Source organism: Spongisporangium articulatum, assembly GCF_044465595.1.
Lineage (GTDB): Bacteria > Actinomycetota > Actinomycetes > Actinomycetales > Kineosporiaceae > Spongisporangium > Spongisporangium articulatum.
Genome location: NZ_JBITLV010000007.1, coordinates 20,919 through 39,785 on the forward strand (window position 1 = coordinate 20,919; position 18,867 = coordinate 39,785).

Consider the following 18,867-nt stretch of genomic DNA (forward strand, 5'->3'; position numbering starts at 1 on the left):
ACTGGGCGCTTCGAAAACGCGCCTCGACGATCGTCGATGTGCCCCGAACGGGCCGGCCGGTCGGCCGTCAGGCCCCGGAGAGCCCGGAGGTCGCCATCGCGCGCGGCCCCCGCCGCCCCCGATAGGTTGACGCCCATGCCCATCGCCCTCGTCACCGGCCCGACCGCCGGCATCGGTGCCGCCTTCGCCCGGCAGTTGGCCACGGACGGCCACGACCTCGTCCTCGTCGCCCGCGACTCCGCCCGCCTCGAGGCGTTGCGCGCCGAGCTCGAACCACTCGGCCGCACCGTCGAGCTGATCACCGCCGACCTGAGCGACCCCGCGGCCCGCGAGCCCGTGGTGGCCCGGCTGCAGGCCACGGAGCGGCCCGTCGACCTGCTGGTGAACAACGCGGGCATCGGCACGTCGGGCGAGTTCTGGACCGCCGACTACGAAACCCTGCACCGGCAGCTCGAACTCAACGTGACGGCCCTGCTGCAGCTGACCCACGCGGTGCTGCCGGGCATGATCGCCCGGGGCAGCGGCGCGGTGATCAACGTGGCGAGCGTGGCGGGGCTGGTCCCGGGGCGCGGGTCGACCTACTCGGCCAGCAAGGCGTGGGCGGTCTCGTTCAGCGAGGGCCTGTCGGCGGGGTTGACGGGCACGGGCGTGAAGGTGATGGCGCTGTGCCCGGGGTTCACCCGCACCGAGTTCCACGAGCGGGCCGGCATCGACATGAGCTCCAGCCCCGGCGGGGTGTGGCTGAAGGCGGAGGACGTGGTGTCCACCGGCCTGAAGGACCTGGCCCGCGACGCCGTCGTCTCCGTACCCGACGTGCGGTACAAGGCCGTGGTGGTCGCCAGTCGGCTGATCCCGCGCCGGATCACCCGCGCCGTCGCCTCCCGGGCCGGCGGCGCCCGCGGCCGTACCTGATCTCTTCACTCCTTCTCGAAAGGGCACTGCGTGCACGAGTTCTCGGTCTGGGCCCCGAACGCGGCCCGGGTGATGCTGCACCTGCCCGGCACGGGCCCCGAGCCCGGCAACGGTGAGCAGCCGGGCGACGAGCACCACGAGCGCGTCGTCCCGATGGACCGCGCGGACGGCGGCTGGTGGCGCGCGTCGGTGCTCGGCGCCGGGCACGGCACCGACTACTCGTTCACCCTCGACGGCGGCCCGCCGCGGCCCGATCCGCGCAGCGCCTGGCAACCGGCCGGCGTGCACGGCCCGAGCCGCGTCTTCGACCCCGGCTGGTACGACTGGTCGGACGCCGGCTGGGCCGGCGTGGCGGTGGCCGACGGGCCGGTCTTCTACGAGCTGCACGTCGGAACCTTCACCCCCACCGGCACTCTCGACTCCGCGATCGACCGGCTGGGTCATCTCGTGGAGCTCGGGGTGGACGTCGTCGAGCTGCTGCCCGTCGCCGGGTCACCCGGGCCGCGGGGCTGGGGCTACGACGGCGTGAACCTGTACGCGGTGCACGAGGCCTACGGCGGGCCGGAGGCGTTGCAGCGGTTCGTCGACGCGGCGCACGGGCACGGTCTGGCCGTCTGCCTCGACGTGGTCTACAACCACCTCGGACCGGACGGGAACTACCTGCGCGACTTCGGGCCCTACTTCTCCGGGAAGCACCACACGCCGTGGGGAGAGGCGGTGAACCTCGACGACGAGGGGGCGCCGGCGGTGCGCGCGTTCATCGTCGACAACGCGGTGCGCTGGTTCCGCGACTTCCACGTCGACTGCCTGCGGCTGGACGCCGTGCACGCCCTCGTCGACAGCTCGCCCCAGCACATCCTGGCCGAGCTCTCCGACGCCGTGGCCGCCCTGTCCGCGCAGCTGGGCCGCCCGCTCGGGCTGGTCGCCGAGAGTGACCTGAACGACCCGGCCACGGTGGAGGCGACCAGCGACGGCGGGTTCGGCATGGACGCCCAGTGGGCCGACGACGTCCACCACGCCCTGCACGCCTGGCTGACCGGCGAGACGTTCGGCTACTACTGCGACTTCGGCTCCGTCGAGGTACTGGCCCGGGTGCTGACCGGGGTGTTCCGGCACACCGGCGACTACTCGGCCTTCCGTGGGCAGACCTGGGGGCACCCGGTCGACCCGGCCCGGCACCGCGGGCACTCGTTCGTCGTGGCGACGCAGACCCACGACCAGGTCGGCAACCGGGCCGCGGGTGACCGGCCGTCCGCGAGCCAGTCCCCCGGCCGGCTCGCGGCGGCGGCCGCGCTCGTGCTCACCTCACCGTTCACGCCGATGCTGTTCATGGGCGAGGAGTGGGCCGCGAGCACCCCCTGGCAGTTCTTCACCAGTTTCGAGTCGCCCGAGCTCGCGCAGGCGGTCCGGGAGGGGCGCCGGGCGGAGTTCGCGGGCCACGGTGGGGACTGGAGCGCGGACGACGTCCCCGACCCGCAGGACCCGGCCACCCGCGACCGGTCCGTGCTGGACTGGTCGGAGCCGGGCACGGGCGAGCACGCCCCGCTGCTCGAGTGGTACCGCGCGCTGATCGCCCTGCGCCGCGAGGAGCCGGAACTGCGCGACGACGACCTGGCCGCCGTCCGCGTCGACGTCCCGGACGACCCGGCCGAGAACTGGGTCGCTGTGCACCGCGGGCGGTTCTCGGTACTGGTGAACATCGGGCCCCGACCGGCCACCCTGCCGTGCGGGGAGGGCGCACGGTCCCGGCTGGGTTTCGGCGAGGTCGGCTGGGAGGACCCCGGGGGACGCAGCCCGGTGACCCGGGCCGGCACGTATCTTCTGGGACCCGACTCCGTGGCGGTCGTGGCCGTACCGCGGTCCGACTGGTACATGGATAGGGACGGAAACTTCAGCTACGAGGAGCCCCACGCATGATCGGCATCGAGGAACGCGGCGCAGTGACGGTCCTGCGGATCGAGCGGCACGCGCAGCGCAACGCGTTGAACGCCGAGCACGCCCGGGGGCTGCTCGACGCGGCGACGAAGGCGAGCCAGTCCGGCGCCCGCTGCCTGGTCATCACCGGGGAGGGCAGCACGTTCTGCGCCGGGGCCGACCTCGACACCGTGCGCGACCCCGGGTTCACCCGCACCCTGGCCGACCTGCTGCAGGGCCTGGTCCGGCTGCCGATCCCCGTGATCGCCGGGCTCAACGGGCCGGCCATCGGCGCCGGCTGCCAGCTGGCCATCGCCTGCGACCTGCGGGTCGGCGCACCCACGGTCCGGTTCTCCGTGCCCACCGTGCGGTTGGGCCTGGCCCTGGACGCCTGGTCGATCCAGCGGTTGATCTCGCTGATCGGCGGTGGCCCGTCGCGGGCGCTGCTGCTGGGCGCCGACACCCTCGAGGTGCAGCGGGCCTACAACGTGGGCCTGGTCGACCGCCTCGGCGAGGTCGACGCGGCGATCGCGTGGGCCGAGGAGATCGCGGCGATGGCGCCGCTGGCCATGACCTTCAACAAGCTGGCCCTGAACCGCCTGGTCGCGACCGGCGACGCCCACCCGGACGTGATCGCGCCCGACGACGCCGTCGAGGCCAGCTTCGACGTCGTGTGGGGCAGCGACGACTCGTGGGAGGGCCTGCGGGCCCGGGCCGACCGGCGGCAGCCCAACTTCCAGGGGAAGTAGCCGGGTGCAAGGATGACGTGATGCCCCCGTCGAATCAGCCCACCTTGCCCGAGTCGTTCGCGCAGATCGCCGACGACTTCCAGGCCCTCGGTAAGCAGGACCGGCTGCAGCTCCTGATGGAGTTCGCCCGGGAGCTGCCCGCCCTGCCCGAGCGCTACGCGGGCGACCACGACGGCATGGAACGGGTCGCGGAGTGCATGTCGCCCGCCTTCGTGAAGGTCGAGCTCGACGGTGGCCTCGACGACCCGGTGCGGATCTACTTCGACGCCCCGCCGGAGGCGCCGACCACCCGCGGCTTCGCCAGCATCCTGAGCGAGGGCCTCGCCGGGCTCACCGCCCGGGAACTGCTCGAGGTACCGGACGACGTCCCGGGCCGGCTGGGCCTGTCGGAGGCGATCAGCCAGCAGCGGCTCGGTGGCATGGCGGGCATGCTCGGCCGGATCAAGCGGCAGGTCCGCACCGGCCTGGGCATCGGCTCCCAGGTTCCGTCAGACCTGCGCGACGCATGACCGTCCTGCAGCTCCTGCTGCCGGGGTCGGCCGACGTCGGGGACCTGACCCTCGACCGCGCCTCCGCGCTGCAGGCCCTCGCCGACCTGTACGCCTACCCCGACCCGATGCCCGCCCGGGGCTGGGTCCGGGCCAACATGGTCTCGACGCTGGACGGCTCGGCGACCGGCGCGGACGGGCGGTCCGGGACGATCAACGCCCCCGCCGACACCGCCGTGTTCGGGGTGCTGCGCGCTCTGGCCGACGTGATCCTGGTCGGGGCCGGCACAGTCCGCGCCGAGGGCTACGGGCCGCCCGAGGCACGGGCGGCGTTCGCCGACCGGCGGGCCGCCGCGGGCCAGGCGCCCGCCGCGTGCCTGGCCGTCGTGACCCGCTCCGGCGACGGTCTGAAGCCCGAGCTGTTCACGGGACCGAACCCGAGCCTCGTCGTCACCACGGCCGATGCCGACCTGCCCGCCCTGCGCGGCCTGGCCGGGCCGGACCGGGTGATCGTCGCGGGTGACGGCGGGGAACTCGACCTGGCGGACGCCGTCCAGGTGCTGGCGTCGCGCGGGCTGGGCCGGGTGCTGCTCGAGGGCGGTCCGACCCTGCTGGCCCGGGCGATGGCCGCGGGCCGGGTCGAGGAACTGTGCCTGACCTGGTCGCCGCTGCTGGTCGGCGGCGACGGCCCCCGGATCGCGCACGGGCCGGGGTTCGTGCACCAGGCCCGGCTCGCGCACCTGATCCACGCCGACGGCCTGCTGCTCGGGCGGTGGCTGGTGCACGACCAGCCCAACGACTAGCCCTGCTTCTGCGCCTGCTTGTTCGAGTACATCTGCCGGTCGGCCTGTTCGAGCAGGGCGTCGAGATCGGTGTCCTCGAGGGTGGCCATGGCCAGCCCGAAGCTGGCCCGGGGCACGATCTCCGCGGCGGGCAGCACCACCGGCTGCTCGACCGCCGTGTGACACCGGGTCACGAAACCCGTTGCGTCCCAGTCCTTCGGCAGCCGCCGCAGGAGCAGCACGAACTCGTCCCCGCCGAGCCGCACGGCCAGGTCGTCGGCCCGCACGACGCGGGCCAGGCGCTGCGCCACGGCCTGCAGCAGCAGGTCGCCGCTGGCGTGCCCGAGCGTGTCGTTGACCTGTTTGAACCCGTCCAGGTCGACGTAGACGAGGGCGACGCTCTCGTCCCGGTCCGGGGCTTGCGCGGCCGCCCGCAACGTCTCCTGCAGCTGCAGCCGGTTGGGCAGCCCGGTCAGCGCGTCGTGCCGGGAGGCGTGGTGGGCCTCGGCGTGGGCGCGGCTGAGCTCCCGCTGCCGGCTCTCGTCGGCGGTGACCTCGCGCCACGTCACGACCACCCGGTCGTCGCCGACGGGGGCCATGGTGTGGTCCCAGGACGCCCGCCAGACGCCCCGGGCGTCGGTCTCGTGGTAGCGGAAGGTGGTCGTGACGTGCGCGTCGAGGGTGTCCAGCACGGCTTGCCACATCCCCGACTCGACCGCGTCGGGGAACAGGTCGCGCAGGTCACCCCCGGTGAGGTCGCCGGGGTCGGCCACCTCCAACTGGGCCGCCCCGGCCGGGTTGATCAGGACCAGCGGCAACCCCGTCACGGCCAGGTGTTCGTCGCGGGTCACGTCGTAGACGGCGAAGGCGAGCGCGGTCGCGTCGAGGGCCGTCTGCAGCACCGCGCGGACCTGAGCGGTCTGCTCGTAGGCGGCCGACAGCAGGGCCTGCTCGGCCAGGGTCTCGGTGACGTCCCTCCCGATCAGCAGGACCCGGTCGGCGGCGGCCCGGGTCACGGCGACCTCGAGCACGGCCGGGCCCCCCGCCCCCGGGCGTTCGATCCGGTGACGGCCCCGGGCCCCGTAGGTCAGGGCACCGGCCGCCGCGCCGTGCAGGTCCTCGCGCAGGCCGCGCTCACCGTCGGCGTACCACTGGGTGCCGGCCAGGTTGCTCGACTCCAGGAAGAACTCGCCCTCGTCGAGCCGCGCGATGGCGACGGCGTCGGGGCTGATCTCCAGCGCGGCCCAGAGCGGTCGGTCCCGGGGTTCGGTGTCCACGGTCCGGCCTTCACTCCTCACACGTGTGGCGCACACTTCCAAGTATCGGTCTACGCCATCGGCGTCGGCCTGCGACCCGACCGCCTTGAGACCGGCGCCGTGGGATCATGAGGGCATGCCTGCGCCCGCCCCTGCGCATACCCCCACAGAACCGCCCCGGCCCTCCCAACTCCCCCTCGGGACCATGCCGCCCGAGGTCACGCGCTGGCCCGGGGCCGAGGTGGATGCCGGGGGCGTGCCGGTGCACGTGCGTCGCCTCGGTCGGGCGGCCGCGGGCGACCACGGCGCCACGCGCGCCGTCCTGGTGCACGGCCTCGGAGCCAGCGCCTCGGTCTGGTCCGACCTGGGGTCGTTGCTGGCCCCCCACCTCTCGATCGAGGCGGTCGACCTGCCCGGGTTCGGGATCAGCCCGCCGCCGCCCGGTGGCGACTACTCGGTGCTGCGGTTCGTCCGGACCCTGGAGGCGTACCTGGAGGCCACGGGCGGCCCGGCGCACGTCGTCGGCAACTCCTTCGGCGGCCTCGTGACGCTGGCCCTGGCGGTCCGTCGTCCTGACCTGGTGCACACGCTGACGCTCATCTCCCCGGCCGTGCCGAACCTGTTCCCGCGCGGTCCGGTCGAACTGGGCGTCGCCGTGACCGCGCTGCCCGGCGGCCGCCGCGTGCTGTCCCGGCGCTGGTCGACGACCAGCCGCGAGCAGCGCGCCGACCTGATGCTCGCCTTCCGGACCGGTTCGTCCACCGCGGCCCAGGAACGCTGGCGGACCACCGTGCTGACGGAGATCGCCGAGCAGGAGGGCGCCCGGCACTCACTCGACGCCCTGGTCCTGACCTTGCGTGGCCTGATCAACAGCTACCTCCCGCACCGGCGCCCGACCGCCTGGGAGGCCGTGCGCGGGCTGCGGGTGCCGACGCTGACCCTGTGGGGGGACGCCGACGCGCTCACCCCCGTACGGCTCGGGCGGCGGTTGTCCCGGGCGATGCCGCAGGCCGGGTACGTCGAGCTGCCGGGTGTCGGACACATGGCGCACTGCGAGGACCCGGAGACGGTCGCCCGTCTCACCCTCGGTCACCTGGAGCGCCACGGCTACCTCCGTTCGTGATCATGCAGAAACGCACAACTAGAGGCGGAGCAGGAACCGGGCCAGGGCGGCGGCCCAGCCCTCCGGGTCGGTGTTCCACGTCGCGGCGTGCCCCGCGCCCGGGAACTCCTGGTAGGTGACGAGGTCCGGCCGTGCGTCGGCGAACTGGTGCGCCGCGCGGGCCGGGGCGATCTCGTCGTCCGTGCCCTGCAGGAGGAGGGTCGGCAGCCGCAGGGAGTCCGCCCGGGCCACCCAGTCCAACCGTTGCACCTCCGCCGGGGCCCGCCCGACCAGCCGCCAGGCGCGCGGGTGGGCCAGCACCTGCCGTCCGGCCCAACCGACCGGTGCCGCGAACCGACCCGGCAGCACCTCGTGCGCCAGCGCCTGCCGCCAGTCCAGGACCGGCGAGTCGAGCACCAGACCCCGCACGCGCTGCGCCGTCCACGACTGCACGGCGGCCTGCAGCACGGCCGTAGCCCCCACCGACCAGCCGACCAGCACGACGTCCTGCGCCCCGTGGCGGACCGCGTGCACGACGGCGGCCTCGACGTCCTGCCACTGGGCGTCGGCGAGCCGGAACCGGTCGAGCGGCTGGCCCGGGTCTCCGGCCACCGCGGCCGAGCCGACGGCCAGCGAGGTGATGCCCAGCCGGTGCAGGATCGGCAGGGCCCGCAGGGTCTCGGTGCGGTCACCGCCCGGGCCGTGCACGAGCACCGCCCACGTGTGCGACGCCCCCGTCCCGACGCCCGCCTCGACCAGCCAGGCGGGCAGGTCACCGGAGTCGGCCGGGACGACGACCTCCCGGAAGTCGAGTCCGTGCGCCGTACGCGGGTCGCCGCTGAAGTGCGTCGCCGGCACCCGGGGTCGCACGAGCCGGGCGAACAGCCCCGCGGCGGCGACGGCCGAGAGCCCGGCCGCGACCGACGTCCCGCCGGCGACCGCCGCGCCCAGCGCCAGCCGGCGCCGACCCCGTCGGTGGCCTCCGTCCCGCTCGCCGGTCACCGATCAGCCTCGCTGCGAAGGCTTCTGGGCCCGCGCGACCTTCAGGGACTGCGTCACCATCGGCACCTGCAGCGGCAGCCGGGCCAGCGTCGCCGCCTTCCACGCGGTCGACGCGCGGGACGAGCGGAGCGCCTTCGCGGCCATCGTCACGTTGCCCGGGAACACGCCGGCGAACAGGGCCGCGGCGGCCAGGGCCGCGGGCCGGCGGGTGCGCCTCGACAGCAGCGCGGCCCCGATGCCCAGCTCGACGACGCCGGACCAGGTCACCCACGGCCGCGGGGCGCCCAGCGACTTCGGGATCATCCCCTCGTACAGCTGCGGCGCGGCCAGGTGGATCGTGCCGCTGCCGAGCAGCAGGGTGACCAGCGGCCAGTGCGCCGGCTCCTTCGACGCCGTCGGGGCGGAGGTCTCACCGGTCTCGCTCATGGGCCCGATTCTGCCTCGGCCGCCTGTACGCGCTACAACTGGTCTCCCCAACGTTCCCTGTGCAGGAGGAGGCCGCGTGGCCGCGTTGTCGATCACGGTGCTCACCGAGGAGGCGCTGTCGGACGCCGACGCGCAGCGGCTGGTCCAGGTGCACGAGGGCGAGGACGTCGCGTACCACGTGATCGTCCCCGCCGACGTGAAGCGCAACCTGCTGGCCGACGTCCTCGACCACCTGAGCCTGTTCGAGCTGCGCGAGGCGCTCGACGCCGTCCGCGGCAAGGACGACGACCGGCTCGACAAGGCCGAGGCCGCCGAGGCCCTCGCCGCGTCCGTCGCCGCGCTGACCGGCACCGGCGCCGAGGCGACGGGCGACGTCGTCGAGGGCGACCCGATCGCGGCGCTGCGGCTCGAGGTCGCCGACGGCGCCGACGAGGTGTTCGTGGTCACCGAGCCGCACGCGGTCGAGGACACGTTCCACGCCGACTGGGCGTCCAAGGCCCGCGACACCCTGGGCGTGCCGGTGCTGCACGTCTACGCGGGCACCGGCTTCCTGGGCTGAGACTCTTTACGCCGCAGGCGGGGTCATCGCTGGACGCTGCATCCAGCCGTAGGCGAACAGCACGAACGCGGCCACCACGGCCAGCTCCTTGAGCGGGCTGGTCGACCCCACCACCAGGTCGGCGCAGCCGAGCCAGACGCCGAGGAAGAGCGGCAGCAGCCACGCCGGGCCGGCCTCGGCGACGGGCGGCGTCTCCGCCACGCTCGGAGTCACGCCGGAGCGGAACGACCAGCGGTGCGGCAGGCCGCGCCACATGTCCAGGACGCCCTGGCCGAACAGCACCATGGCGGCCAGCAGGGCGGGTACCCGCAGCGCCAGCGAGGCCTCGCCCGACGTCTGGTTCACCAGGCCGAGCGCCAGCGCGAGCACGACGGCGGAGACCGCGAGCAGGAGCCGCAGCGGGTGCATCCCGGTGCGGCGCTTGGGGCCCGCCTGCTCGCCGAGGGCGGGGGTGTCCGCGGACCCGGCGATCACGGGGACGACGGGCGCGGCGGCCTGGTTGGGCACACCACCGGGCGCGGGGGTCGGCGGCGTTCCGGCCGACAGACCGGACTCGGGGGCTTCGGAGCTCATGACATCCTCCAGGGATTGCCCGATTCATCCTGATTCTGATTCCTGCAATCAGTGTCGACCCACTCCCGCGGGCCCGCACGGCGACGGGAACGACGCCGGTACCGTCGGTGTTGTGCAGGGCATGAGAAATAGTGAGCAGAGCACCACCAACTACCCGGTCGCCCTCTCCGCCGAGGAGTGGCGGGCCAAGCTCAGCCCGCAGGAGTTCCACGTGCTGCGCGAGGCCGGCACCGAGCGGGCCTTCACCGGCGAGTACTGGGACACCCACACCGAGGGCGTCTACGACTGTCGCGCCTGCGGCGCCGAACTGTTCCGCAGCGACCAGAAGTTCGACAGCCACTGCGGCTGGCCGTCGTTCTTCGCCCCGCTGGCCGAGGACCGCGTGGAGTACATCACCGACACCTCGATGGGCATGAAGCGCACCGAGGTCCGGTGCGCGAACTGCGGCTCGCACCTCGGGCACGTGTTCGAGGGCGAGGGCTACGACACGCCCACCGACCTGCGGTACTGCATCAACTCGGTCAGCCTCCGGCTCGAGCCGAAGGCATGAACGATGCGCCAGGGGTGCACCGGGCCGGGTGGTCCGCACTCGACCCGGGCACCCTGCACGACCTGCTGAAGCTGCGCGTCGACGTGTTCGTCGTCGAGCAGGAGTGCCCCTACCCCGAGCTCGACGGCCGTGACGTCGAGCCGGGCACGGGGCACTGGTGGACGGCCGACGCCGGGGGCGCGCCGACCGCCTACCTGCGCACGCTGGCCGAGCCGGACGGGACGACCCGCGTGGGTCGGGTCTGCACCCGGGCCGACGCGCGCGGGCAGGGCCTGGCCGGTGAGCTGATGCGCGCCGTCCTGGCCGAGGCCGGTACCGGGCCCGTGGTTCTGGAGGCCCAGTCGTACCTGGAGAAGTGGTACAGCGCCTTCGGATTCGAGGTCACCGGCCCGGAGTACGTCGAGGACGGCATTCCGCACGTACCCATGCGGCGTCCCCCGTCACGGTGAGCCGCCGGTCGCGGTGAGCACGGTGTGGCACGACGATCACCTGGTGAGCACTGTGTGACACCGCGCCCACCGCGGGCCCGTGGCGCGCTACGCAGGCAGACGGCCGGTCACGATCGTGCCGACGCCAGGTCGGGACTCGACGCTCAAGGTCCCGTTCAAGGCGGCCAGGCGATCGGCCATTCCCTGTAGACCCGAGCCGAAAGCCGTTGCGGCCGGGTCGAACCCGCAACCGTCGTCAGCGACCGCGAACGACAGCGGGCCGTCGTCCTCCCAGACCCGCACCCTCACGGACGTCGCGCCCGCGTACTTGGCGACGTTCTGCAGCGCCTCCAGTACGCAGAAGTAGACGGCCGCCTCGACGTCCTCGGGGTGCCGCTCCAACTCGACGCGCTCGACCGATACCGGCACCGCCGAACGACGCGCCTGCCCCTCCAGGGCTGCGACCAGCCCACGCTCGCGCAGCAGCGGCGGGTAGATGCCGTGGGCCAGGGCGCGCAGGTCGTCGAGCGCGGCCTGGGTCGCCACGCCGAGCTGTTCGAGCGCCTCGCGCATCGCGTCGGGGTCGTCGAGCACCGCTTCGGCCAGCCGCAACCGCAGGCGCAGGGCGATCAGCTGCTGCTGCGCGCCGTCGTGCAGGTTGCGCTCCAGCCGCTTGCGGGCCTCGTCGCCCGCCGTGACCAGGCGCCGACGGGAGGCCCGCAGCTCCTCGACCAACCGTACGTTGCGCAGCACCAGCCCGGCCTGGGCCGCCAGGTCCGAGACCAGGGTGCGGGTCACCTCGGTCGGCGGCTCCGACGGCGGCATGGTCACCGTCAGCGCGCCCAGCAGTTCGCCGTCGTGCCGCACCGCGGCGGTGACATCACCCGGGAGGGGCGGGGCGTCGTCCCTCCCGCGGCCGGCGCGCAGCGCCACGGGCGGGGCCGGCCCGCGCGAGTCCGGCGGCCAGGAGGCTCCGACCCGGACCTCCCGGCCCACACGCAGCCACACCCGCGCCTCGCGCGCCCCCGACCCCTCCCCCACCACCCGGGCCATCTCGTCGAGAACGCTTTCGTAGGAACGGGTCTCGCCGAGCCGATCGGAGAACGAGGCCAACACCTCGTAGGGGGTGGCGCGGCGGCCGTAGACCAGCACGTCGGCGAACCGGCGGGCCCGGTTCAGCGCCGGCTGTGACAGCAGGGCGACCGTCACGGCCGCCGCGAACGACAGCGACGCGCTGCCCTCCGCGTGTACGAGGGCCCCGACGCCCCCGACGACGAGCGCATAGACCGCGACGAAGAAGGTCACCAGCAGAGCCGCGACCACGGTCTTGCGGATCACGACCTCGATGTCGTACAACCCGTGCCGCAGGATGGCCGACCCGATCGCCGCCGGGACACCGAGTGCGACCACGGCGAAGAAGACGTAGAACACGGACTCGGTCAGGGCGCTGCTGAAACCCGCCAGCGCGAGGACGAACTCCACGGGTAGGAAGAGCAGGCACACCGCCCCGACGTAGGCCAGCCACTTGACCCGTTCCCGGTCGTCCGACGTGCCGCGCCGGAACCGGAGGACCAGCGACGCGATGGCCGCGAACACCAGGGCGATGCCCAGCGGGAGGAGCACCGGTAGCGCGTACCTCAGCGCCGGAGCGAGAGACTCCACGTAGAGCGGGTTCTCGTAGCGCACCGCACTCGACTCGGTCAGCGAGATCCGCTCGCCGCCGGTGATCCCCACCACGGCCAGCAACGCCCAGCTGCCGACCAGCAGGCGCAACACCGGCCGCCAACGCGGGCCGGGGAGAGCGCCGGACGGGAAGAGCAGGAACAACACACCGGCGGCCCCCGGCGTGAACGCCCAGAACATCAGGCTCACGGCGAGGACCACGCTCCCGCCGGGCAGGTCGAGCCGGCCGGTCGCGTCCACCACGCCGTACTGGGTGCCCACGACCTGAGCCGCCAGGCACACCCCCACGGCCAGCATCGCCCAGCCCACGGCGTTGCCCCGGCGGCGGACGATCAGCGCGCCGACGGGCCCGAAGGCTCCGCCCGCGGCTACGGCCGCGACGACAGTGGCGCCCCAGCCGTCCTGGTCGGTCTGCGCCGCGGCCAGGACGAGGGCCGCGACCGCGAGCACCGCGGTGCACGCGGCGACCAGGGTCGCAGCACGCCCCGCACGGTCCATGCGGGGATCATGCCAACTCGCCCCCGCCGGGGGCAGGGGTGCCAGCCGGTGCTACGGCAGGGAGGCCAGCAACTCCGCGAGCGGGACGCGCGGGCCCGTGTAGAACGGGATCTCCTCGCGCACGTGCCGGCGGGCCTCGGTGGCTCGCAGGTCGCGCATGAGGTCGACGATCCGGTGCAGTTCGTCGGCCTCGAAGGCCAGCAGCCACTCGTAGTCGCCCAGCGCGAACGACGACACCGTGTTGGCCCGCACGTCGGGGTAGCCGCGGGCGGCCATACCGTGGTCGACCAGCATCTGGCGGCGCTCGGCCTCCGGCAGCAGGTACCACTCGTAGCTGCGCACGAACGGGTACAGGCAGAGGTAGCCGCGCGGTTCCTCACCGGCCATGAACGCGGGCACGTGGCCCTTGTTGAACTCGGCCGGGCGGTGCAGGCCGACGGTCGACCAGACCGGGGTCAGGTAGCGGCCGAGTTCCGAGGCCCGCATCCGGCGGTAGGCCTCCTGCACGGTCTCGACGTCGGGCGCGTGCCACCAGACCATCAGGTCGGCGTCGGCGCGCAGGCCCGACACGTCGTACGTGCCGCGCAGCACGAGGTCCTTGGCCGCCAGGTCGCTCAGGATCGCCTCGACCTCGGCGGCCAGCCCGGCCCGTTCGCCGGGCAGCCGGTCGACCTTGAACACCGACCACATCGTGTACCGGATGGTGTCGTTGATCTCTCGGGCCTTCGGCGCGTGCTCGCTCATGACTCCATCTTCCCCTACGTGGAAACCGGGCCGGCGCCCGCCGTGGCGAGCAGGTCGGTGACGGCGCGTTCGGCGGAGCCGATCACCGCGGGCAGCCCCACGCCGTCCAGGGCCGCGCCGGCCACGGCCAGACCGGGGACGGCGCGCACGGCCGCGCGCACGGCCGCCGCCCGGGCCAGGTGCCCGGGCTCGTACTGCGGCAGGGACCCGCCCCACCGCACGACGGTGCTCCAGACCGGTTCGGGTGCGGGCACTCCCAGCACGTCGCCCAGGTCGGCGAGGGCGGCCGCGGTCAGGTCGGGGTCGCCGCGCTGCAGCGAGCGCTCCTCCCCCACCCGCCCCACGGACAGCCGGACGGCGTGCAGCTCGTGGGCCGCCAGCCGGTCACGCAGCCACGGCCATTTCACCGAGGAGAACGTGGCCGCCTTGATCAGCCGTTCCTCGACCGGGGGCACCAGCAGGCCGGACGCCGCCTGAGAGCCGCTGAGCCCGGGCAGCTGGGCCGCCGGGATCAGCGTGCTGATCACCGCCACGCTCGCGGTGCGCAGCCCGGCCAGCTCGTCGGCGGCGGCGGGCGCTGCAGCGGCCAGCAGCTTCGCGGCGGCCGGTGCCGGGACGGCGAGCAGCACGGCGTCCGCCCTCAGCACCTCGGGTGCGGGGGCCGGCCCCGTCTCGAGCGCCCAGCCCTCGGGCCCCGGAGTCAGGGCCCGCACCGTGACCCCGGTGCGCACCGTGGCCCCCGCCGCGGCCAGCGCCGCGAGCAGCGCCCGGACCAGCGTCCCGACACCGCCCCGCAGCCCCGCGAAGACGGGCGGCGCGTCGGGGGCCGGCGGGGGCGTGAGGGGCGGTCCGTCGAGCACGGTCTCGGCGGCGGCGGCCCGCGGCCACAGCTGCGGGACGGCCATCCGCATCGAGAGCTCGTCGGCGTGCCCGGCGTAGACGCCGCCCAGCAGCGGTTCGGTCAGCCGGTCGACCACGGCGCGGCCGAACCGGTGCGCCACCCAGCCCCCGACGGCGACGTCGGCCAGGGCCGGGTCGACGGGCCGCACGGGCACGGTCGGTTCGGCCTCCACCCGGGCCACCTCGGCGTCGGTCAGCAGGCCGCGCAGGTTGGCCACGGAGCGCCGGTCGACCGGGACGCCCATCAGCGTGCCGGCCGGCAGCGGGTACAGCGCACCTCGCGAGGCGATCAACGGGCGGGCGGGGCCCGGGTGCACCAGCTGCTCGGCCAGCCCCAGCTCGGCCACCAGCCGAACCGCTTCGGGGCGGCGGGCGATCATCGACTCGGCCCCGACGTCCAGCTCCAGGTCGGCGCCGAACTCCTCGAGCCCCGGAGCGCGCAGGGCGAGCTTCCCACCCACCTCGCGGGCGGCGTCCAGCACCGTCACGGCGCAGCCCTGCTGCGCCAGGCGCAGCGCCCCGACCAACCCGGCCAGGCCACCTCCGACCACGATCACCCGCACCCCGCGATTGTCGCAGCCCGGCCGCGCGCCCCCGCCAGGGCCGAACGTCCCGATCCTGCGTTTGCGCATGATCACCGCAGGGCTCGCGGTGATCATGCGCAAACGCAGGATCGATTCGGGTGGAACCTGGGGGCGGGCTGTGGCGTCACAGCCACATGTCGATCACCGTGCCCACGCTGCGGACCCTCGGTCAGACCCTCCGCCAGAACCCGTTCCGGCACCGCTCCGGGCGGGTCGCGCTCGCCGTCGTCGCGCTGCTCGCCGTCGCCCTCGCGGTCTTCGCGGTCGGCTACTCGGCCGGCCGGGGCGGCGGGACGGGCGCATCGGCCGGCGGGACGGGTGCATCGGCCGGCGGAGCGGGTGATTCGGCCGCCCGGGCGGCCGTCGAGCCCGCCCCCGGCGCGACCAACCTCGGCTTCAGCGCCGACTCCGGGACCACCGCGAGCAAGGTCGCCCCCGACGAGATCACCGCCACCGCCGGGGGTTCCGACCCGTCACTACCGGGCGGCACCCGCCTCGTCCGCACCGCCCAGCAGGACCTGCGGGTGGACGACGTGAGCGCGGCGGCCGCGCGGGTACGCACCGTGGCGACATCGCTGGGCGGGTCGGTGGCCACCGAGTCCCTGAGCTTCGGGAACGGGTCGTCGTCCATGACCCTGCGGGTGCCCGAGGCGCGGCTGGACGACGCCCTGGCCCGCACCGCCGAGCTGGGCGAGGAGCTGAGCCGGACCACGACCAGCGAGGACGTCACCGCCACCATCGCCGACCTGGACTCCCGGGTGAAGACGCAGGAGGCGTCGGTGAACCGGGTGCGGGCCCTGCTGGCCGACGCGAAGTCGTTGAAGGACGTCGTCCTGCTGGAGGGTGAGCTGACCCGCCGGGAGGCCGAGCTCGAGGCGGCGCAGGCCCGCTACCGCGCGCTCGACGACCAGGCGACCATGGCCACGCTCGACCTCACGCTCAGCCCGCCGGGGGCCGAGCCCGCGCCGAAGCCGGCGGACGACGGGTTCCTGGCCGGGTTCCGGGCCGGGTGGGACGCGATCAAGGCCAGCACGACGGTGCTATTGACCGTGGCCGGCGCCGTGCTGCCGTTCGCGCTGGTCCTCGGCCTCGTGCTGACCCCCGCGCTGGTGCTGCGCCGCCGTCGCCCGGCCGCGTAAGCCACCGCCTCCGGTTGCGCGCTGGTACAGCCGGCTCGGCGGCCGTACCAGCGCGTCACCGCGTCAGGGGGTCTGCTCGTGGACCAGGTCGACGATCCGGTGCAGGACGTCCGGGTCCGTGGCGGGCGGGACGCCGTGGCCCAGGTTGACGATGTGCCCGCGCGCGGTCCGACCGGCGGCCAGCATCTCCAGCACCCGCTGCTCGATCACCGGCCAGGGCGCGAAAAGCATGGCCGGGTCGAGGTTTCCCTGCACCGAGAAGTTCGGGCCCAGGCGCCGGGCGGCCTCGTCGAGGCCGACCCGGAAGTCGACGCCGACGACGTCCGCGCCCGCGTCACCCATCGCGGCCAGCAACTCACCGGTGCCGACGCCGAAGTGGATCCGGGGCACCTCGGGCGCCACGGCCGCGACGTGCGCGAGCACCGAGCGGGAGGCGGGCAGAACGTAGCGGCGGTAGTCGGTCAGCGGCAGCGCGCCGACCCATGAGTCGAACAGCTGCACCGCGGCCGCCCCGGCGCCGACCTGCACCGCCAGGAAGGCCGCCGAGATCTGGGCCAGGCGCTCGAGCAGCGCCGCCCACAGGCCCGGGTCGCCGTACATCAGTGCCTTGGTCTTCTGCAGCTCGCGGCTCGGCCCGCCCTCGACCAGGTACGAGGCGAGCGTGAACGGGGCCCCGGCGAAGCCGATCAGCGGGGTACCGCCCGCGGTCGGGTCGCCCAGCTCGCCGACCAGCAGCCGGACCGCCTCGGCGATCTCGGGGACGGCCTCGGGGGTCAGCTCCGGGATCCGGTCCAGGTCGGCGGCCGTGCGGAACGGCTCGGCCACCACCGGCCCGACCCCGGGCACGATGTCCAGGTCGAGGCCTACGGCCTTCAGCGGGACGACGATGTCGGAGTAGAAGATCGCCGCGTCGACCCCGTACCGGCGCACCGGCTGCAGGGTGATCTCCGCGACCAGCTCGGGGCGGCGGCAGCTCTCCAGCATCGGGATGCCCTCGCGGACCTTCCGGTACTCCGGCAGGGACCGCCCGGCCTGGCGCATGAACCAGACCGGGTGCCGGTCCACCGGCTCACCGCGGGCCGCACGCAGCAGGGGCGCCGTGGTCGTCGTCGTGGGGTTCGGCACGGCCTGATCCTCTCAGACCACCCTCCAGGTCGGAGGGGAGCCGTCGCCGTAGGACAGGTACTCGACCACCGTGGGCACGTATCCGTCGCTGTACTGGGGGTCCAGCCCCGAGGGCGGCAGGGCCCGGACCTGGCGGGGCGTCAGTTCGCCGCCCCGGCGCAACAGGGGCTGCTGGACCTCACCGACCCGGAACAGCGCGGCCGACACGGGCACCGGCCCGGCCGCGCTCGGCACGTGGGAGGCGAAGTTCAAGCCGTCGTCGGCCCGCATGGCGCGCAGCATCCGGGTCAGCCCGAGCAGCACCCCGCTGGTGCCCAGGCTCCGGGTGCCGGCGACGAACAGCACCCAGTGGGCGCGGCCGAGGGCGGCGGCGTACGGGTTGCGGGCGGCCAGGGCCATCCCGTAGGTCGGGAAGAGCCGCTCGTCGAGGTCGGTCTCGTCGTCCCGGCTGTGCGGCAGGACGTCGCCGAGACCCGCCAGCCGCACCCCCATCGACCGGGACCCGTAGCTGGGCAGCGGGCTCCCCCCGGAGCGCAGCTGCAGAGCCAGCGGCACCGGGCTGCGCGGGACGGCGAACTCCCGCGCGACCGGTTCGAACAGCGCGCCGTGCCAGAAGTTCGTGTCCGGGCCGCCGATCACCACGACGTCCCGTTCGGCCAGCAGCTGCGGGTCGACGCAGTGCTCGGGCAGCATCACCGGGGCATCGTCCGTCGGCCGGTCCGGTACGCCGCCCCCCAACGCTGCGGCGAGTTCGGGCATGAACACCAGGTCCTTCACCGCGAGGGTGTGGTCGACGTCCTGCCCGCCCTCGGGCTGCTCGCGCTCGAAACTGTACGGCCGTAACGGGATCCCGAACTCGCGCGGGTCGACGTCGACGCACGTCGGCCGCCCGGGGGTGGCGGCGAACAGCGGCAGCGGCAGCTCGTGGTCGCGCCCGACGTCCCGGCGGTTGCTCGAGATGACCAGCAGCGGGCGCGACGGCGGCAGCAGGGCCCGCAGGCCCGCCCCGTAGACCGGGTCGTGCAGTTCGTCCGGGCCGGGACGCAGGAACGTCGAGGCCACCGACGCGGCCCGGCTCACCGTCCGGACGGTCCGGGACGACGCCGGCCCGTTCGCCGGGGCGGGCGCGGGGCCCGCGCGGGTCGGCAGCCCGATGGCCACCAGGATGAGCGCCGACGAGGCGGCGACCACGCCGAGATAGGCCAGCAGCGGCCAGGTGTAGTCCGAGGCCGACAGGAACCCGGCCAGCACCCCCGTGCCCGTCGTCCCGAGCAGCACGGCCCGCGTCCCGTGCGCCCGCACGTGGCGCCGGACCCGCAACCGGCGGGGGGTGCGGTAGTCCCGCGTGTCCCCCGACGCCGCTCCCACCCCTGACTTGACGTCCAAACGACCCTCCCGCTCGACCACCGTCGATGGCTTAATGGTGCAAGCGTCACACTCGGTTCGGAAGGGT

19 protein-coding genes are annotated in these 18,867 nt (G+C 74.4%); 10 read left to right on the forward strand and 9 right to left on the reverse strand.

Translation table 11 applies throughout. From position 1 onward, the window contains the following. Window positions 1–135: 135 nt before the first annotated feature. From ACIB24_RS19170 to ACIB24_RS19190, 5 genes are read left to right on the forward strand one after another with little or no spacing between them, the layout of a single operon-like run. Entirely contained in the window at window positions 136–912 is a 777-nt protein-coding gene (locus tag ACIB24_RS19170; protein ID WP_398283670.1) for an SDR family NAD(P)-dependent oxidoreductase, read from the forward strand. Window positions 913–942: 30 nt separating this feature from the next. After that, window positions 943–2,829 carry a malto-oligosyltrehalose trehalohydrolase gene (gene treZ, locus ACIB24_RS19175; RefSeq protein WP_398283672.1) on the forward strand — a complete coding sequence of 629 codons (1,887 nt, stop codon included), beginning with the start codon at window positions 943–945 and terminating at the stop codon, window positions 2,827–2,829. Then, the gene (locus ACIB24_RS19180) at window positions 2,826–3,575 is read left to right on the forward strand and encodes an enoyl-CoA hydratase (protein WP_398283674.1); all 750 of its coding nucleotides are present in this window, start codon (window positions 2,826–2,828) and stop codon (window positions 3,573–3,575) included. The genes treZ and ACIB24_RS19180 overlap by 4 nt, the downstream gene beginning before the upstream one ends. 20 nt (window positions 3,576–3,595) lie before the next feature. After that, window positions 3,596–4,084, forward strand: a complete 489-nt coding sequence (locus ACIB24_RS19185) for a SufE family protein (protein WP_398283676.1) — start codon at window positions 3,596–3,598, stop codon at window positions 4,082–4,084. After that, window positions 4,081–4,866 (forward strand): dihydrofolate reductase family protein, encoded by a 786-nt coding sequence (locus tag ACIB24_RS19190; RefSeq protein ID WP_398283678.1) that lies wholly within the window; start codon window positions 4,081–4,083, stop codon window positions 4,864–4,866. The genes ACIB24_RS19185 and ACIB24_RS19190 overlap by 4 nt, the downstream gene beginning before the upstream one ends. Here the strand turns inward: ACIB24_RS19190 and ACIB24_RS19195 are convergent. Then, window positions 4,863–6,122 (reverse strand): diguanylate cyclase domain-containing protein, encoded by a 1,260-nt coding sequence (locus ACIB24_RS19195; RefSeq protein ID WP_398283680.1) that lies wholly within the window; start codon window positions 6,120–6,122, stop codon window positions 4,863–4,865. The two genes, ACIB24_RS19190 and ACIB24_RS19195, sit on opposite strands and share 4 nt — an antisense overlap. A gap of 184 nt (window positions 6,123–6,306) precedes the next feature. Here ACIB24_RS19195 and ACIB24_RS19200 point away from each other — a divergent pair, with 184 nt between their 5' ends. Beyond that, window positions 6,307–7,224, forward strand: coding sequence for an alpha/beta fold hydrolase (locus ACIB24_RS19200; RefSeq protein WP_398283682.1), 918 nt, complete (start codon window positions 6,307–6,309; stop codon window positions 7,222–7,224). Between the two features lie 18 nt (window positions 7,225–7,242). On the opposite strand, the gene ACIB24_RS19205 is transcribed toward ACIB24_RS19200, so the two are convergent. Further along, the gene (locus ACIB24_RS19205; protein ID WP_398283684.1) at window positions 7,243–8,205 is read right to left on the reverse strand and encodes an alpha/beta hydrolase; all 963 of its coding nucleotides are present in this window, start codon (window positions 8,203–8,205) and stop codon (window positions 7,243–7,245) included. A 3-nt stretch (window positions 8,206–8,208) separates the two neighbouring features. Next, complete coding sequence (locus ACIB24_RS19210; RefSeq protein WP_398283686.1) at window positions 8,209–8,631, reverse strand: hypothetical protein; 423 nt, start codon at window positions 8,629–8,631, stop codon at window positions 8,209–8,211. A 76-nt stretch (window positions 8,632–8,707) separates the two neighbouring features. On the opposite strand from ACIB24_RS19210, the gene ACIB24_RS19215 reads away from it, so the two are divergent. After that, on the forward strand, window positions 8,708–9,190 hold the full coding sequence (locus ACIB24_RS19215) for a hypothetical protein (protein WP_398283688.1): 483 nt from the start codon (window positions 8,708–8,710) through the stop codon (window positions 9,188–9,190). Window positions 9,191–9,196: 6 nt separating this feature from the next. Here the strand turns inward: ACIB24_RS19215 and ACIB24_RS19220 are convergent, their stop codons facing one another. Then, window positions 9,197–9,763, reverse strand: coding sequence for a hypothetical protein (locus ACIB24_RS19220; protein ID WP_398283690.1), 567 nt, complete (start codon window positions 9,761–9,763; stop codon window positions 9,197–9,199). A 121-nt stretch (window positions 9,764–9,884) separates the two neighbouring features. Between ACIB24_RS19220 and msrB the strand changes: the two genes are divergently transcribed. Together msrB and ACIB24_RS19230 are read left to right on the forward strand one after the other, a co-directional pair. Continuing rightward, window positions 9,885–10,313, forward strand: a complete 429-nt coding sequence (msrB, locus tag ACIB24_RS19225; protein WP_398284117.1) for a peptide-methionine (R)-S-oxide reductase MsrB — start codon at window positions 9,885–9,887, stop codon at window positions 10,311–10,313. Then, the gene (locus tag ACIB24_RS19230) at window positions 10,310–10,762 is read left to right on the forward strand and encodes a GNAT family N-acetyltransferase (protein WP_398283692.1); all 453 of its coding nucleotides are present in this window, start codon (window positions 10,310–10,312) and stop codon (window positions 10,760–10,762) included. Before msrB ends, ACIB24_RS19230 begins: the two co-directional genes overlap by 4 nt. Before the next feature lie 87 nt (window positions 10,763–10,849). On the opposite strand, the gene ACIB24_RS19235 is transcribed toward ACIB24_RS19230, so the two are convergent. From ACIB24_RS19235 to hemG, 3 genes are read right to left on the reverse strand one after another with little or no spacing between them, the layout of a single operon-like run. Then, window positions 10,850–12,922 carry a histidine kinase gene (locus ACIB24_RS19235; RefSeq protein WP_398283694.1) on the reverse strand — a complete coding sequence of 691 codons (2,073 nt, stop codon included), beginning with the start codon at window positions 12,920–12,922 and terminating at the stop codon, window positions 10,850–10,852. Window positions 12,923–12,973: 51 nt separating this feature from the next. Next, window positions 12,974–13,666, reverse strand: a complete 693-nt coding sequence (gene hemQ / locus ACIB24_RS19240) for a hydrogen peroxide-dependent heme synthase (protein ID WP_398283696.1) — start codon at window positions 13,664–13,666, stop codon at window positions 12,974–12,976. 14 nt (window positions 13,667–13,680) lie between these two features. Further along, window positions 13,681–15,129: a protoporphyrinogen oxidase gene (gene hemG / locus ACIB24_RS19245; RefSeq protein WP_398283698.1), complete on the reverse strand. Its 1,449-nt coding sequence runs from the start codon at window positions 15,127–15,129 to the stop codon at window positions 13,681–13,683. A 119-nt stretch (window positions 15,130–15,248) separates the two neighbouring features. Here hemG and ACIB24_RS19250 point away from each other — a divergent pair, with 119 nt between their 5' ends. Then, the gene (locus tag ACIB24_RS19250) at window positions 15,249–16,289 is read left to right on the forward strand and encodes a DUF4349 domain-containing protein (RefSeq protein WP_398283700.1); all 1,041 of its coding nucleotides are present in this window, start codon (window positions 15,249–15,251) and stop codon (window positions 16,287–16,289) included. A gap of 63 nt (window positions 16,290–16,352) precedes the next feature. On the opposite strand, the gene hemE is transcribed toward ACIB24_RS19250, so the two are convergent. Next, on the reverse strand, window positions 16,353–17,414 hold the full coding sequence (gene hemE / locus ACIB24_RS19255; protein WP_398283702.1) for a uroporphyrinogen decarboxylase: 1,062 nt from the start codon (window positions 17,412–17,414) through the stop codon (window positions 16,353–16,355). A 12-nt stretch (window positions 17,415–17,426) separates the two neighbouring features. Next, a complete protein-coding gene (locus ACIB24_RS19260; RefSeq protein WP_398283704.1) occupies window positions 17,427–18,800 on the reverse strand; it encodes a hypothetical protein in 1,374 nt (457 codons plus the stop codon). Between the last annotated feature and the right edge of the window lie 67 nt (window positions 18,801–18,867).